The organism is Nocardia sp. bgisy118 (assembly GCF_057708605.1).
The window spans coordinates 412,874-430,912 of the sequence record NZ_JBYISM010000002.1 but is presented as its reverse complement, the minus strand read 5'-3'; the positions used below and the strand labels follow the sequence as shown (position 1 = coordinate 430,912).

General features: G+C 71.7%; 1 protein-coding gene. It reads left to right on the top strand.

Translation table 11 applies throughout. The features are described from left to right. Positions 1-130 precede the first annotated feature (130 nt). The gene (locus AC3EO7_RS04000; RefSeq protein WP_435590470.1) at positions 131-18,037 is read left to right on the top strand and encodes a non-ribosomal peptide synthase/polyketide synthase; all 17,907 of its coding nucleotides are present in this window, start codon (positions 131-133) and stop codon (positions 18,035-18,037) included. Positions 18,038-18,039: the final 2 nt, after the last annotated feature.

Genomic DNA, 18,039 nt, shown 5'->3' with positions numbered 1-18,039 from the left:
CGCTCTCGCCGAATCGCCTGTAGTGGCGCCGATGCCAGGCGTCGGGTCGGAGGACCCACCCGCCGGGGGTTTCTTCGTGCTGCCCAAAAGCCTTCGGCCAGCTGTTCTTTCGCTTAACGAGGAGGCTCTGGTGCACGGTACGGAGTTGGGTGGGTTCAGCGCGCGGCCGAACGGGAACGCGGCGAGCCATACACCGTCCCTCACATCGTTTCCGCTCGCTCCCGCGCAGCTCGGCCTCTGGTACGCGCAGCTGCTCGAGCCCCAGGTCCCGATCAATGTCGCGCAGTACGTCGACGTGCAGGGCGAGCTGGATGCGGCACTGCTGCAGGAGGTTTCGCGCGCGGCGGCGCTCGACTACGGGTCCACGCTGGTGCGGCTCGGCGAGGAGGGCGGCACGCCGTATCAGTGCGTCGACACCGAACTGTCCATCGACATCCCACTGATCGACTTTCGCTCGCACGCCGACCCGGTGGCCGCCGCCACGGAGTGGATGCGCGCCGATGCCTGCGCCCCGGTGGATCTGGTGCGCGACAGGCTGTTCGCGGGCGCGGTGCTGCGCATCGCCGATCGACGCTACTTCTGGTACCTGCGCGCCCACCACATCGTGCTCGACGGCTACGGCGCGCTGACCAACACCATACGGGTGGCCGAGCGGTACACCGCGCGGGTGCTCGGCGCGGAGCCGGAAGCCATCCGGCCGGGCAGCCTGGAGACGCTCGTTGAGGGCGAGATCGCCTACCGCGAGAGCGGGCGCTACGCGACCGACCGCGCCCACTGGGCCGAGCGGGTGGCCGGGCTCGACGGCGTGACCAGCCTGGACCCGCGCACCGCCCCGCGCGCGGCGAGCAACCTGATCGTCGGACGCGGCCTGCCCGACGAGCTGGTCGATCGAATGAACACCGTTGCCGAGAGCCAGGATTCGACGATCGCGGTGGTGCTTCTCGCGGCCTTCGCCGGATACCTCGGCCGCCTGACCGACCGCGACGACGTGGTGCTGAGTCTGCCGGTCACCGCGCGCACCACCGCCGTGATGCGGCGCTCGGCGGGCATGCTCTCCAACATCGTGCCGCTGCGGATGTCGCTGGGCGCGGCTACCTGGGGTGACCTGTTGCGCGCCACCCGCGTCGAGGTCGCCGGGGCGCTGCGGCACCAGCGGTACCGGCACGAGGACATTCGCCGCGACGCCGACCACGACGGCCGCCCGGCCCGGCGCGCGTTGTTCGGCCCGCTGGCCAACATCATGCTGTTCCGCAGCGACCTGACGCTCGGCACCACGACGGGCCGGTACCACGTGCTGTCCACCGGACCGGTGGAGGACCTGAGCCTGAACGTCTACTACGGCGAACGCGACCGCGTGCACGTCGATTTCGAGGCGAACCCGAACCTCTACGCGGCCGACGACCTGGCCCGCCATCACGCCCGTTTCGTGCAGTACCTGGAGCGGCTGGTCGCCGCGGACCTGGACGCGCCGATGGCCGCGATCGATGTGGCGACCGAGCTGGAGATCGAGGTCAGCACCCGAATATGGAACGCCACCGGCTGCGATGTCGAGGCGCTTGTCGCCACCCGTGCGCCGGGCGCGCACTCCGCCGCGACGCTGGTGGCGATGTTCGAGGCGCAGACGGCCCGAACCCCGGACGCGGTCGCGCTGCGCTGGGACGTTGCGCTGAGCGGGGACGTTGCGCTGCGCGGGGACGTTGCGCTGCGCGGGGCCGACGCACCGGACGCCACGCTGACCTACCGCCAACTGGCCGCCGAGGTGAACCGGCTGGCCAGGTGTCTGATCGAGCGCGGTGTCGGACCGGAGACCCGGGTCGCCCTGCACCTGCGCAGGTCGCCCGAGCTGGTCGTCGCCATGTACGCGGTACTCACGGCGGGCGCGGCCTACGTGCCGCTGGACCCGGACCACCCGGCCGATCGCACCGCGCACATCCTGGCCACCGCCCGGCCCGCCTGTGTCCTCACCGCCGAGGACCTCGCGGTCGACGTGCCGGTGGTGCGGCTGGATCGCCTGGAGCAGCGCGGATATCCGGACGGTCCGGTCTGGGAGCGCGAGCGCACCGCCGCGCTGCGGCAGGACCACCCCGCGTATGTGATCTTCACCTCCGGTTCCACCGGCAAGCCCAAGGGCGTGGTGGTGACCCACGAGGCCATCGTGAACCGATTGGTGTGGATGCAGGAGACCTATCGGCTGACCGCGGCCGACGTGGTGCTGCAAAAGACCCCCGCGACGTTCGACGTGTCGGTGTGGGAGTTCTTCTGGCCCTTGCAGATCGGTGCCACATTGGTGCTCGCGCAGCCCGACGGCCATCGCGACCCGGCCTACCTGCGCGAAGTCATCGCCGAATATGGCGTCACCACCGCGCATTTCGTGCCGTCGATGCTGGAAGTCTTTCTGGCGCATCAGGACATCGCGCGCGATTCCACGCTTCGCTCGGTCTTCGCTTCCGGTGAGGCGCTGCCCGCCGCGCTGGCCCAGCGGATGCGGGTGCTGACCGGCGCCCGGCTGCACAACCTGTACGGTCCCACCGAGGCTGCGGTGGACGTCACCTTTCACGAGGTGACCGATACCGATACCCTCTCGGTGCCGATCGGAGCGCCGGTGTTCAACACTCGGCTCTATGTGCTCGATTCCCGGCTGCGGCCGGTGCCGGTCGGGGCTCCGGGTGAGCTGTATCTGTCGGGGGTACAGCTCGCCCGGGGTTATGTCGCCAGGCCCGGCCTGACGGCCGCGCGTTTCCTCGCCGACCCGTTCGCGGGCCAGGACGGGCCCGCGTCGCCGGGCGACCGGATGTATCGCACCGGTGACCTGGTGCGCTGGACCACCAACGGCGAACTGGAATACCTGGGTCGCACCGATTTCCAGGTGAAGCTGCGCGGCCTGCGCATCGAGCTCGGCGAGATCGAGGCGGTGCTCGGCACGGTCGACTCGGTGGTGCGCGCCGTCGTCGTGGTGCGCGACGACGCGGGCGCCGGCGAACAGCTGGTGGCCTACGCGGTGGAGTCCGAGCCCGGCACCGTGCGGCCCGAACAGCTGCGGGCCGCGGCGGCGGGATCGCTGCCCGGCTACATGGTGCCCGCGGCCTACGTGGTTCTCGACGCCCTCCCGGTCAACGTGTCGGGCAAATTGGACCGCGCGGCCCTGCCCGCGCCGCCGCGGCGCAGCGCCGAATACCACGCGCCGGTCACCGAAGTCGAGCAGGCGGTCGCCCGCGTGTTCGGTGAGGTGCTCGGCCGCGCGTCGGTCGGCCGCGACGACGACTTCTTCGCACTCGGCGGCAACAGCCTGGTGGCCACGCAGGTGACCGCCCGGCTGGCCGCCGACCTGGGCTGCCCGCTCGGAGTCCGCGAATTGTTCACCGCCACCACGGTGTCCGATCTCGCGGAACTGATCGAGCGGGCGGGCGGAACCGGCGGCGCGTCCGCGCCCCGCAGGCTGCGGGTGGTACCGCGGCCGCCGCTGGTTCCGCTTTCTCTCGCGCAGCAGCGGATCTGGTTCCTGAACCGCTTCGAACGCTCCGCCGACTACAACATGCCGTTCGTGGCGCGGCTGCGCGGCGAGGTGGACGTGACCGCGCTGCGGCGGGCGATCGGCGACGTGGTGGCGCGGCACGAGGTGCTGCGCACCGTGTTCCCCGCCGTGCTCGACGAGCCGGACCACGATGTCCCTGCGCAGCAGATCGTGTTGTCCGCCGACGAGGTCGCGGTGCTCGGCGCGACCGAGCCGATCGGCGCGGCCGAGATGGACGCGGCGCTGGCCGGATTCGCCGCCACCGGCTTCGACCTGGAGTGCGAGATCCCGTTGCGCGCGCGGCTGTTCGCCGTCGACTCCGACGGCTACGCCCTGGCCCTCGTGCTGCATCACATCGCGGCGGACGGGCTTTCGCTGCGCGTGTTGGCCCGCGACGTGATGACGGCCTATGCCGCTCGCCGGGCGGGCGGGACGCCGGACTGGTCTCCGCTCGCGGTGCAGTACGCCGACTACGGCCTGTGGCAGCGGGAGGCGCTCGGCGCGGCATCCGACCCGGACGCGCCGCTGGCCCGTCAACTGGCCTATTGGACCGAGACGCTGGCAGGCGCACCGGATCTGCTGGAGCTGCCCGCCGATCGGCCGCGCCCCGCGATCGCTACCGGACGCGGCGCGGCGTACCGCTTCGAGGTGCCCACCGCGGTGGTCGCGCGCGTCACCGCGACCGCGCGGGCCACCGGGCTCTCCGAGTTCATGGTCCTGCACGCCGCGCTCGCGCTGCTGCTCGCACGACTGACCGGCGGCGACGACATCGTGGTCGGCACGCCGGTCGCCGGGCGCGGCGAACGCGAACTCGACGACATGATCGGCATGTTCGTCAACACCCTGGTGCTGCGCACCCGGATCGACGCCGCGGCGACCGGCGCGGAACTGCTCGCCGCGGTGCGCGCGACGGACCTCGCCGCCTTCGGGCACGCGCAGGTTCCGTTCGAGCAGGTGGTCGACGCGCTGAACCCGCCGCGCTCGCAGGCCAGGCATCCGCTCTTCCAGGTGTTGCTCTCGGTCGACAACGCCGCCGACATCCGATTCGAACTCCCCGGTATGTCGGTTCGCACCGGTACCCTGGACACCGGGGTGACCAAGTTCGATCTCCAGCTCACGGTCACCGCAGGCTTCGCCGGTGCCGGACTCGGGGAAGGTTCGGCACCGGCGGGGGTCCCGGCCGAATTCACCTACACCACAGATCTCTTCGACGAGGCCACCGTCGCCGACTTCGCGCGCTGGTATCTGCGCGTGCTCGAGGCGCTGACGAGCGACACGGACACGGCGGTCGGCGATCTGCCGCTGCTGGACACCGCCGAACTGGGTTGGGCGGTGGAGCTGGGCCGGGCGATCGAGCCGGGCTCGGCGGGAGAGTCGGCCGCAGCGGGGGAGCCGGTCGCGACGGGCACCGTGCTCGCGGCGTTCGAAGCGCAGGTCCGCCGCACCCCCGATGCCGTCGCGGTGATCGACGGCGACCACACGCTGACCTACGCGGCATTCGCGGCGGGGGTGCATCGGCTGGCTCGGCGTCTCATCGATGCCGGTGTCGGCCCGGAGACGCTGGTGGTGCTCGGGATGCGGCGCAGCGCCGACTTCGTGCTCGCCGCCTACGCGGCGCTGACAGCAGGCGGCGGATACGTTCCCGTCGATCCGGATCAGCCCGCGTCGCGGCTCGCCCACGTGCTGTCCTCCGCCCGTGCGGTGTGCGTGCTCACCCGGTCCTCCGACGGATGGGCGGTGACGTCGGAGGGCGCGCCGCCGGTCCTCGAGGTGGATGCGCTCGATCTGTCGGGCTACGCGGACGCCGCGGTGCTCGACGAGGAACGCCTGCGCCCGCTGCGCGCCGCCAACACCGCGTACGTGATCTTCACCTCCGGGTCGACCGGCCGCCCGAAAGGCGTGGCGGTGCAGCACGACTCGGTGGCGAACCAGGTGCGCTGGATCGTCGGCGAATACGGCGTCGGCCCCGCCGACGTCGTGCTGTTCAAGACTCCCGCGACCTTCGACGTCTCGGTCTGGGAACTGTTCGCGCCGTTGACGAGCGGCGCGCGCCTGGTGGTCGCCGCGCACGAGGGACACCGCGACAGCGCCTATCTCGCCGCGACCATCGCGGCGCACGGCGTCACGATGACGTCCTTCGTGCCCTCGATGCTCACGGTGTTCGCCGCCGCCGCGCCCGCCGCGTCGATCGCCACCCTGCACGCCGTCTTCGTCGCGGGCGAGGCGATGACCGGCGAAGCGGCCGCGGAATTCGCCGCCGTGAGCGGCGCCGAACTGCACAATCTCTACGGTCCGACCGAATTCACGGTGCACGCCACGCACGCGCCGGTGACCGCGACCCCGGGTCCGACGCCGATCGGGCGACCGGTGCGCGCCACCCGCGTGCTGGTGCTGGACAGCCGGCTGCGCCCGGTGCCGGAAACGGTGGTGGGCGAGCTGTACCTGTCCGGGGTGCAGCTCGCGCGCGGCTATCACCGCCGCCCTGAGCTCAGCGCCGAACGATTCGTCGCCGATCCCTACGGTCCTGCGGGCGCGCGCATGTACCGCACCGGCGATCTGGTTCGGCGGAACCGGGACGGACAACTGGAATACCTGGGACGCAGCGACTTCCAGGTGAAACTGCGCGGTCAGCGCATCGAGCTCGGCGAGATCGAGGCGGCGCTGCTCGCCCCCGATGTGCGCGCCGCCGCGGTGCGCGTCTTCGCCCATCCGGCCGGTGAGCTGCTGGTGGCGTACGTGGTGACCGACCTCCCCGAGACCGAGGTGGCCGCGGTGTTGGCAGGCAGGCTGCGCGCCACACTGCCTTCCTACATGGTGCCCTCCGCCTATGTCGCGCTGGCGGCCATGCCGCTGACCAGCTCGGGCAAGCTGGACCGCAAGGCGCTGCCCGATCCGGTGTTGGCGGTCAAGGAATTCCGCGCCCCGGTCACCGAGGCCGAGCGCGCGGTGGCCGAGGTGTTCGCCGAGGTGCTCGGACTCGACCGGGTCGGTCTCGACGACGACTTCTTCGCCGTCGGCGGAAACTCGTTGGTGGCCACCCGAATCGCGGCGCGGCTGGCCGCCCGGCTGCGGGCCGACGTGCCGGTGCGGCTGCTCTTCGAACACCCGACCGTGGTCGCGCTCGCCGCGGAGTTGGTGGGCGCGCCGACCACGTGTACTCGTCAGCCGCTGGTCGCCACTGAGCGTCCGGCGATCGTGCCGCTCTCCTACGCGCAGCAGCGGATGTGGTTCCTGAACCAGTTCGACGCGACATCCATGGCGAACAATCTGACCGCCGCGGTCCGGCTCACCGGTCCGCTGGACCGGACGGCGCTGGCCGCCGCCGTCACCGACGTCGTCGTCAGGCACGAGGCGCTGCGCACCCGGTACCCCGCCGTCGACGGATCGGCGCGCCAAGAGGTCCTTCCCGCGGACCGCGGCCCGGTCCTGGAGATCGTCGACGAGACCGACGAGGTGCTCGACCGGGTACGCGCGCTCGCCGCAATGCCTTTCGCCGTGACGCAGGCTCCGCCGGTGCGCCTGACGCTGCTGCGCCGCTCCGATGTCGAGCACGTGCTCGTCGTGTCGCTGCACCACATCGCCGCGGACGGCTGGTCCATCGCGCCGTTCACGCGGGACCTGCTGCGCGCCTACTTTTCTCGGCGCGCAGGAAACGCGCCGGACTGGTCGCCCCTTCCGGTGCAGTACGCCGACTACACGCTGTGGCAGCGCCGAATCCTCGGCTCCGAGGAAGATCCCGACTCGCTGATGGCCGAGCAGCTGCGGTTCTGGTCCGCCGAATTGGCCGACCTGCCGGACCTGCTCGCCCTGCCCGCCGACCGGCCCCGCCCCGCCGCCGCCTCGGGACGCGGAGCACGGCACGCCTTCCGAATTCCCGCCGCGACCCACCGACGGCTGCGCGAGATCGCCGAGTCCGCCAACGCGTCGCTGTTCATGGTGCTGCACGCGGCCGTCGCGGCGACGCTGGCGAAGCTCTCCGGTCAGCGGGACATCGCGATCGGCACCCCGGTCGCGGGCCGCGGCGAGCAGGCGCTCGACGACCTCGTCGGCATGTTCGTCAACACCCTGGTGCTGCGCGCCGACGTGCGACCCGAATGCACCTTCGCCGAGCTGGTCGCGGCCGTGCGCGACGGCGACCTGCGCGCGTTCGCCCACGGCGACGTGCCGTTCGAGCGGCTCGTCGAAGTGCTCGACCCCGAGCGATCGGCGGCAAGACACCCGCTGTTCCAGGTGATGCTGGACTTCCAGAACACCGCGAGCGCGACCGTCGAGCTGGCCGACCTGCACGTCGGCGAACTCGACATCGACACGCACACCGCGAAATTCGATCTCCAGCTCACGCTCGCCGAGACGGCGGACGGCATCGACGCCGTCTTCGAGTACGCGACCGACCTGTTCGACGCCGACACCGTCGCCTCGTTCGCGGCCCGGCTCGAGCGGGTGCTCGACGGGGTCTGCGCCGATCCCGCCGTGCTCGTCGGCGACATCGATACGCTGTCTGCCGCCGAACGCACCCAGTTGCTCGGCACGTGGAACGCCACCGCACGCGCCCTCGGCCCCGTGGCGACCTTGGTGTCGCTGTTCGAGGCGCAGGCACGGCGGACCCCCGACGCCATCGCGGTGACCTTCGAGGACGAGTCGGCGGCCCACCCGTCGCCCGACCACCACCCCACATCGAGTCGCTACGCGACGCTCACCTATGGCGAGTTCGCGGGCCGGGTCAACCGGTTGGCGCGGCTGCTGGTGTCCATCGGCGTGCGGCCGGAGAGCACCGTGGCGATCGGCATGCGGCGCTCGCTGGATCTGGTCGTCGCCATGTACGCGGTGATCACGGCGGGCGGCGCGTACGTCCCGGTGGATCCCGACCATCCCGCCGAGCGCATCGAGCACGTGTTGCGCGGTGCGCGGCCGGTGTGTGTGCTCAGCCGCACCGGCGACGGCCTGGATCTCGAGTCGTCCGAGGGCGGTGCGCGGGTGTGGGCGGTGCTGGATGTCGACCAGTTCGACACCTCCGACTATTCCGACGCCCCGCTCACCGACGCGGATCGGCTCGGTGCGCTCGGCCCGGGCAACGCGGCCTACGTCCTGTTCACCTCCGGGTCCACCGGTATGCCCAAGGGTGTCGCGGTGTCGCACGCGGCGATCGTGAACCGGCTGCTGTGGATGCAGTCCGAATACGGGCTCACCGCCGAGGACGTCGTGTTGCAGAAGACGCCCGCGACATTCGACGTGTCGGTGTGGGAGTTCTTCTGGCCGTTGCAGATCGGCGCCCGCCTGGCGGTGGCGCGCCCGGACGGGCACCGCGATCCGCGCTATCTCGCCGAGCTGATCATCCGGGAACGGGTGTCGGTGGCGCATTTCGTGCCCTCGATGCTGGCGGTGTTTGTCGCGGAACACGCGGTGGCGCAGTGCGATTCGCTGCGCATGGTGTTCGCCTCCGGCGAGGCGCTGGTGCCGGGACCCGCGCAGCGGCTGCGCGCGCTGACCGGAGCGCGGCTGCACAACCTGTACGGCCCGACCGAGGCGGCCGTCGACGTCACCTACCACGAGGTGGTCGACGCGGACACCGACAGCGTGCCGATCGGCGTCCCGGTGGCCAACACCCGGGTGTACGTGCTGGATTCGCGGCTGCGGCCGGTGCCGGTCGGCGTGCCGGGCGAGCTGTACCTCGCGGGCGCGCAGCTGGCGCGCGGGTATGCGCGGCGGCCGGATCTCACCGCGGATCGCTTCGTGGCCAATCCGTTCGCCAGCGCCGAGCGCATGTACCGCACCGGCGATCTCGTCCGATGGCTTCCCGCATCGCGAAGCGATTCGTTGGGTGGCCGGGCGACGGGTGAGCTGGAGTACCTGGGCCGCACCGATTTCCAGGTGAAGCTGCGCGGTCTGCGCATCGAGCTCGGCGAGATCGAGGCCGCCCTGATCGCGCTGCCGGAGATCGACCAGGCCGTCGTCGTGGTGCGAGACGGTACGCAGCTCGTCGCGTACCTGATCGCCGCGCCGGAGTCGGCCATCGACATAGATTCGGTGAAAGCAGCTCTGTCACAGCGCATACCGGCGTATATGGTGCCCTCGGCGTTCGTCTCGCTGGAGGAGTTCCCGCTCAACGCCTCCGGCAAGCTCGATCGTAAGGCCCTGCCCGCGCCGGTGCTCGAGGCGGCGGCGTTCCGCGCGCCGGTGACACCCGCACAGCAGCTCGTCGCGCGCGTATTCGCCGATGTGCTTGGCGTGCCGCGCGTCGGGCTCGACGACGACTTCTTCGCGCTCGGCGGCAATTCGCTCACCGCCACCAGGGTGGCGGCCCGGCTCGGCGCGGCGCTGGACACCCAGCTGCCGGTGCGGCTGCTCTTCGACGCGCCCAGGGTGCACGCTATGGCGACGCGGGCCGAAGCGTTGCGCGGCCGTGGCGGCAGGCCGGCGCCGACCCACCGCCCGCGGCCCGAGCGATTGCCGCTCTCGCCCGCGCAACAGCGCATCTGGTTCCTGAACCGTTTCCTCGCCGACGCCGATGGGCCGGGCGACGCGGTCGACAACATCCCGGTCGCGCTGCGGCTCGGCGGTGACCTCGACGTCCCGGCGCTGGAGGCCGCGCTCGGCGACGTCATCGCCAGGCACGAGTCGCTGCGCACCGTGTACCCGGCCGGACCCGACGGCGCCGAGCAAGTGGTCCTGCCGCGCCGGGCTCCGGTGCTGCGCCAGGAGCGGGTCGCGGAATCGGCGCTGACCGAACGCCTCGCCGCCTGCGCCGCGGTCACTTTCGATCTCACCGAAGAGACCCCGCTGCGCGCCCACCTGTTCGCGCTCACCGGCGCCGAATCGGTGGAGCACGTGCTCCTGCTCGTGTTGCACCACATCTCGGCCGACGGATTCTCGCTCGGTCCGCTGGCCGCCGACCTCATGACCGCCTACGCCGCCCGTCGCGACGGCGGCGCGCCGGACTGGACTCCGCTGCCCATCCAGTACGCCGACTACACCCTGTGGCAGGCCGAAATCCTCGGCGCCGCCGACGATCCCGAGTCGCGCGCGCACCGTCAGCTGGAGTTCTGGCGTCGCACGCTCGACGGCCTGCCCGAACAGCTGGAGCTGCCCGCCGACCGGCCGCGCCCGGCCGTGTCCACCCATCGCGGCGCGACCCACCGGCTGCGCATCGATTCCGACCTGCACAGCGAGCTGCGCGAACTCGCGCGCAAGCGGGAGACCACGCTGTTCAGCACCGTGCACGCCGCGCTGGCCGTACTGCTCGCGCGGTTGTCGGGGAGTGCGGACATCGCCATCGGCACCCCGGTGGCCGGACGCGGCGAGGCCGAACTCGACGGCTTGGTAGGCATGTTCGTCAACACCTTGGTGCTGCGCAGCCGGATCGACCCGCGGGCGCGGTTCGAGACCGTCCTCGACGACGTGCGTTCCCGCGACCTGGAGGCGCTCGCGCACGCCGACCTGCCCTTCGAGCGGCTGGTCGAGCTGCTCGCGCCGCACCGCGCGCGCAACCGCCACCCGCTCTTCCAGGTCGCACTCACCATGCAGAATTTCACCGTGCCCGTGCTCGAGCTGGCCGGGCTTCGGGTGCGGCCGGTCGAGCTGGACGCGGTCGGCGCCGAATTCGATCTACAGTTCACCGTGGTGGCTGCCGACGATTCGGACGGCCGCGCCGACGGCATCGACATCGAGATCACCTACGCCACAGATCTTTTCGACTGCGAAACGGTGGCGGTGCTGGCCCGCCGGTTCACCCAGGTGCTGGCGGCGGTCGCCGCGGACGCGACGGTCGCGGTCGGCGACATCCAGCTGCTCTCCGCGGAGGAACAGCGCCGCGCGCTGGTCGAATGGGCGAGCACCGGCCCGGACCTGGCCGCCGCCGACGAGACGCTGATAGACCGCTTCCGTTGCGCCGCAGCGCTCGATCCGACCGCCGTCGCGGTGCGCGCGGGCGAAGAGGTCGTGACCTACCGCGAGCTGACGGCCAGGGCCAACCGACTGGCCCGGCGGCTGATCGCCGCGGGCGTCGGGCCGGAAACCCTGGTGGCGGTGGCGCTGCCGCGATCGGTCGAGCTGATCGTCGCGCTGCTCGCCGTGCTCGAGGCGGGCGGCGGTTATCTGCCGATCGATCCCGACTACCCGGCCGATCGCATCGAGTACATGATCGACGATGCCCGGCCGGTCTGCGCCGTTAGTTCCGCCGCGACGGGCCTGCCGCGCGACTGGTTCGGCGGCCCGGTACTCGATGTGGCGGCCGACCTCGCGTCGGTGAGCGCCGAGCCGCTCACCGACGCCGACCGGCGGGCCCCGCTGCATCCGGCGCACACCGCGTACGTCATCTACACCTCCGGTTCCACCGGCAGGCCGAAAGGCGTTGCCGTACCGCACCGCAACGTGCTCAGGCTGCTCGACAACACCCGGCGCCGGTTCGAGTTCGGGCCCTCGGACGTGTGGACCATGTTCCACTCCTACGCCTTCGACTTCTCGGTGTGGGAGCTGTGGGGCGCGCTGCTGTTCGGCGGCGAACTCGTGGTGGTGGACTACTTCACGTCGCGATCGCCGGAGCAGTTCCGCCGTCTGCTCGTCGAGCGGGCGGTGACGGTGCTGAACCAGACGCCGTCGGCGTTCTATCAGCTCATGGCGGCCGACGCCGCGGTCGATCCCGCCGAATTTGCCCTGCGCCACGTGATTTTCGGCGGTGAGGCGCTGGAACCGCAGCGGCTGGCCGGGTGGTTCGCGCGCTATACCGACGGCCCGCGCCTGGTGAACATGTACGGCATCACCGAGACCACGGTGCATGTGTCGTACCGCCCGATCGAGCCGGGCACGGGGTCGGCGAGCGTGATCGGCGGCGCGATTCCCGGGCTCACGGTGCGGGTGCTCGACGCGCGGCTGCGGCCGGTGCCGGTCGGGGTGCCGGGCGAGATCTATGTCTCCGGCGGTCAGCTGGCTCGCGGCTACCTGGGCCGGGCGGCGCTCACCGCGAGCCGTTTCGTCGCCGATCCCTACGCGGCCGACGGTTCGCGCGCCTACCGCTCCGGCGATCTGGCGCGCTGGACCGCCGACGGCGAGCTGGAGTACCTCGGCCGCGCCGACCAGCAGGTGAACCTGCGCGGGTTCCGCATCGAGCTCGGCGAGATCGAGGCGGCCGTGCTCGACACCGGTGCGGTCACCGAGGCCGCGGTGGTGGTGCGGACCGATCTGGTGGACGAGGCGCGGATCGTCGCCTACGTCGTCGCGGACGGCTCGCTCGACGCGGCCGCGTTGCGCAGGGAGCTGGCGCGCACGCTGCCCGAGCACATGGTGCCCGCCGCTGTCGTCGCGCTGGATCGAATCCCGTTGACGGTCAACGGCAAACTCGATCGCGCCGCGCTGCCCGCCCCGGTCTTCGCGGCGACGACCTACCGCAAGCCCGGCACGGTCGTCGAGGAGATCGTCGCCGGTGTGTACGCCGAGGTGCTCGGTCTTTCGGCCGCGGGCCAGGTCGGGGCCGACGACGACTTCTTCGCGCTGGGCGGCAGCTCCCTGCTCGCCGCCAAGGCCGCCGCCCGGATCGGCGCGGCGCTCGGCAAGCCGGTCGGCGTGCGGGCGCTGTTCGAGTCGCCGCGAGTCGCGGAGCTGGCGGCGACCGTGAGCGCGGGGGAGGCCGGAGCCGCGCGGCCGCCGCTGGTGGCGGGCGCACGACCGCAGACGCTGCCGCTCTCGCCCGCCCAGCGGCGGATGTGGTTCCTGAACCGGTTCGACGGCGCGTCCGTCGCCTACAACATCCCGCTGGCGCTGCGGCTGACCGGCGACGTGGACGTACCCGCGCTCCAGTCCGCGCTGGCCGACGTGATCGGCAGGCACGAATCGCTGCGCACCACCTACCCCGAGCTGGACGGAGCGCCGACGCAGCGAATTCTGCCTGCGGCGCAGGCCGTTCCGGCACTGTACCCGGTGGATGTCACCGAAGACCGTCTGCCGCAGCGCGTTCGGGATCTCGCGGGCACCGCATTCGACGTCACCACCGAGATCCCGCTGCGAATGCGGTTGTTCCGCATCGGCTCCGACGATGTCGTGCTCGCGGGCGTGCTGCATCACATCGCCGCCGACGGGTCATCGGTCGCGCCGTTCGTGCGCGATCTGATGACGGCATACACCGCGCGCCTGGACGACCGCGCGCCGTGCTGGTCACCGCTGGCCGTGCAGTACGCCGATTACGCGCTGTGGCAGCGGGGGCTGCTCGGCGCCGAGGACGATCCGGACTCCCGCGCGTCCGAGCAGATCGCCTATTGGACCGAGGCGCTGGCCGGTCTGCCCGATCAGCTCGCGCTGCCCACCGATCGTCCCCGCCCGGTCTGGCAGAGCCTGCGCGGCGCGAAGACGGCTCGGCTGGTGCCGGCGCGGCTGCACGAGCAGCTTGTCGGTCTCGGCCGCGCGCACGGGGCGACGCTGTTCATGGTCGTGCACGCCGCCTTCGCCGCGTTGCTGGCCAGGCTGTCCGGCGTCGCCGACATCGCCGTCGGGACGCCCACGGCCGGGCGTGGGGAGGCCGAACTCGACGACGTGATCGGCATGTTCGTCAACACCCTGGTGCTGCGCACCCGCGTCGAGGGCGGTCAGTCCTTCGCCGAACTGCTCACCGAGGCTCGCGGCGCCGACATCGCCGCCTTCTCACACGCCGACGTGCCGTTCGAGCGACTGGTGGAGGTGCTGAATCCGGAGCGCTCCACCGCCCGACACCCGCTTTTCCAGGTGGGTTACTCGTTCCAGAATCACGAGCGCGGCGAACTGCGGTTGCCGGGACTAACCGTTCGCGAGCTCGAATTCGACAACGGCGTAGCGCAATTCGACCTGCACCTGTTCGCCGTCGACCGGTACGCCGCCGACGGCACGCCCGAGGGCATCCAGCTGACCCTCGGCTACGCCACCGACTTGTTCGAGCCGTCGACCGCCGAGCGGATCATCGACCTGCTCGAGAGCGTGCTGGAATCCGTTGTCGCACAGCCTGACGCACTGGTCGGCGACCTCGACCTGCTCGGCGACGAGCGTGCGCGTGTGCTGGGCGAATGGAACGCCACCGCCCATTCGGTCGAGCGGCTGACCCTCGCCGATCTTGTCGACCGGCAGGCGGCGCACACCCCGGCCGCTCCGGCGCTCGTCGACGCCGACACCGGAAAGTCTCTGAACTACGCCGAATTCGACGCTCGGGTGAACCGGCTGGCGCGCGCGTTGATCGGGCAGGGCGTCGGCCCGGAGCGCACCGTCGTGCTGGCCATGCGCCGGTCGGTCGAGCTGGTGATCGCCATGTACGCGGTGGTCCGCGCGGGCGGCGCCTACGTGCCGGTCGATCCGGACCACCCGGCCGACCGCATCGCCTACATCGTCGACACCGCCGCACCGGTCTGCGCTCTCACCACCGTGGCCGACGGCATGCCGATCGAGACCTCGGTGCGCGTCCTCGAGGTGGACCGGCTCGTGGCGGCGCACCTCTCGGCGGCCCCGGTCGCGGACAGCGAGCGGATCCGCCCGCTGCGCACGGAGCATCCGGCGTACGTCATCTTCACGTCCGGTTCGACCGGGCGGCCGAAGGGCGTCACCGTGCCGCACGCGGCGATCGTCAACCAGCTGGCCTGGCTGCGCGAGCGATTCACGCTCGGCGTGACCGACCGGACGCTGCTGAAAACGCCCGCCACCTTCGATCTCTCGGTGTGGGAGTTCTGGTCCCCGCTGGTCACCGGCGGCGCGCTGGTGGTGACCCGGCCCGGCGACGAGCGCGACCCGGATCGACTGCGCGCGCTGATGGCACGGCACGGCGTCACCGTGCTGTACGCGGTGCCGTCCCAGATCGGCATGCTGCTGGCGGCGTCGCCGGACGCACCGCTGCCCGCCGGGCTGCGGCGGGTACTTGCCATCGGTGAGGCGCTGCCGCCCGCGACCGCCGCCGAGTTCCTCGGTCGGGCGGCCGGTGGCGCGCGGCTCTACAACCTTTACGGACCGACCGAGGCCGCGGTGTCGATCACCGCGCACGAGGTGGCCGAGCGGCCGAGCCAGGCGGTGCCGATCGGCACGCCCGCCTGGAACAGCCGGGTGTACGTGGTGGACGACCGGCTACAGCCGGTCCCGGTCGGCGTCGCGGGCGAACTGTACCTGGCGGGTGCACAATTGGCGCGCGGCTACCAGCACAGGCCCGGCCTCACGGCGGACCGGTTCGTGGCCGATCCGTTCGCGGCCGAGTCGTCCGCGCGGATGTACCGCACCGGCGACATCGTCCGGTGGCGCGCCGACGGCAATCTCGAGTACCTGGAGCGGGCCGATTTCCAGGTCAAGATCGGCGGGTTCCGCATAGAGCTCGGCGAGGTGGAGACCGCGCTGCTGAAGCTGCCGGAGGTGCGGGCCGCGGTGGCCGTCGCCAAGGCGGACGAGCGGGCAGGCGCGCGCCTGGTCGCGTACGTCGTCCTGGCCGACGGCTGCGCCGAGTCCGCCGCGGACCTGCGCGCGAGCCTGGCGAAGCGGCTGCCGACCTACATGGTGCCCGCCGCCCTCGTCGCGCTGGACGCCCTGCCGCTCAACGCCAACGGGAAGGTCGACCGCGCGAAACTGCCCGAGCCGGTGTTCGAGGAGGCCGCCTTCCGCGCCCCGGCCACCGACCTGGAGCGCCTGGTCGCCGCCACCTTCGCCGCGGTGATCGACGGGGCAACGGCCGACCGCCGGATCGGCGCCGACACCGACTTCTTCGCGCTCGGCGGCAATTCGCTGCTCGCGACCAAGCTCGCGGCCCGTCTCGGCGCCGAACTCGGTGTGCGGGTTCCGGTCGCCATGGTGTTCGAGGAGCCGACCGTCGCGCGTCTGGCCCAGCGCCTGACCGACCAGGACGACGCCGAGGCACGACCGGCTCTGGTACGGCGCGACACCGCCCGCCCGGCCCGCCTCTCGCCCGCGCAGCAGCGCATGTGGGTGGTGAACCGCCTCGCGCAGGACTCGGCCGCCTACAACATCCCGGCCGCCATCCGGCTCACCGGCGCACTGGACCGAGCGGCGCTGGCGGCGGCCGCGCGGGACGTCCTGGAACGGCACGAGGCGCTGCGCACCCGCTATCCGGACACCGGAGAAGGCCCGGTGCAAGATGTGCTCGACGCCGCCGCGGTGCCGTTCGATCCGACGCCGATTCCAGTGCAGCCCAGCGAGATCGACGGTCGGATCGCGGAATTCGTTGCCGCCGGTTTCGATGTCACCGTCGCGCCGGCCGTCCGCGCCGCGCTGTTCGAACTCGCCGCCGACGAGCACGTGCTGGTCGTCGTGCTGCACCACATCTGCGCGGACGGCTACTCGATCGCGCCGCTGACCAGGGACCTGGTCCGCGCCTACGCCGACCGTGCGGCGGGCCGCGAACCGGGCTGGGCGCCGCTGCCCGTCCAGTACGGCGACTACAGCGAATGGCAGCGCGCGCTGCTCGGCTCCGCCGCCGATCCCGCGAGCTGGCACGCACGACAACTCGACTACTGGACAACGGAATTGGCGGGCGCGCCGGAAGTGCTCGCGTTGCCCACCGACCGCCCGCGTCCGGCGCACCGCGATATGCGCGGCGCCGCGATCGATTGCGCGGTCGACGCCGAGCTGACCCGCACGCTGGAGCGGATCGCGCGCGACCACGGGACCACGCTGTTCACCCTGATGCACAGCGCACTCGCTGTGCTGCTGGCCAAGCTGTCCGGCGCGGCCGACATCACCATCGGGGCCCCGGTGGCCGGGCGCGGCGCGGCCGAACTCGACGACCTGATCGGCATGTTCGTCAACACGGTGGTGCTGCGCACCGAGATCGAACCGCGCTCCGGCTTCGCCGATCTGCTTCGCCAGGCCAGGGATCGCGACCTCGCCGCGCTCTCGCACGCCGACCTGCCCTTCGAGCAAGTGGTGGAGGCCATGGGCCGCGCCAGGTCCGGCGCGTACTCTCCGCTGTTCCAGGTGATGTTCACCTTCCAGAACATGCCCGCGGGCCGCGTCGAACTGCCCGGCCTCGCTGTCGAAGTGCTCGATCCCGCGCCGGACGAGGCGAAGTTCGACCTGCAACTCACCGGCATCGAACGCTTCGACGCCGCGGGTGAACGGGACGGGCTCGCGCTTCGATTCGGCTACGCGACCGACATTTTCGACGCCGCGACGGTCCAGCGCTACGCCGACCGGCTGCTGCTGGTGCTCGCGGCGATCGCGGCGGACCCGGCGATCGCGATTTGCGCCATCGACATCCGCACCGAAGGTGAGCAGCGGCCCGCTGCCGCACCCGCGGTCACGATCGCCGAACTGCCCGAATTGATTTCCGCCGCAGCCGCTCTCGCGCCGGACGAACTCGCGTTCAGTCACGGTGCGCACCGGGTGTCCTATGCCGATCTCGCCGCGAAGCTGACGACCGTGGCCAAGGCCATGGGCGGAGCCGCGACACCGGAAGTCCTCATCAACGTCTCCCTCGCCGGGCTGGTGCCCGGCGTGCTCGCGGCGCTCGGCGGCGGCGGTCTCGCCGCCGCGCTGCACCGCCTCCTCACCGAGGCTCAGGCCGTGGTCTCCGAAAGGAATTAGCT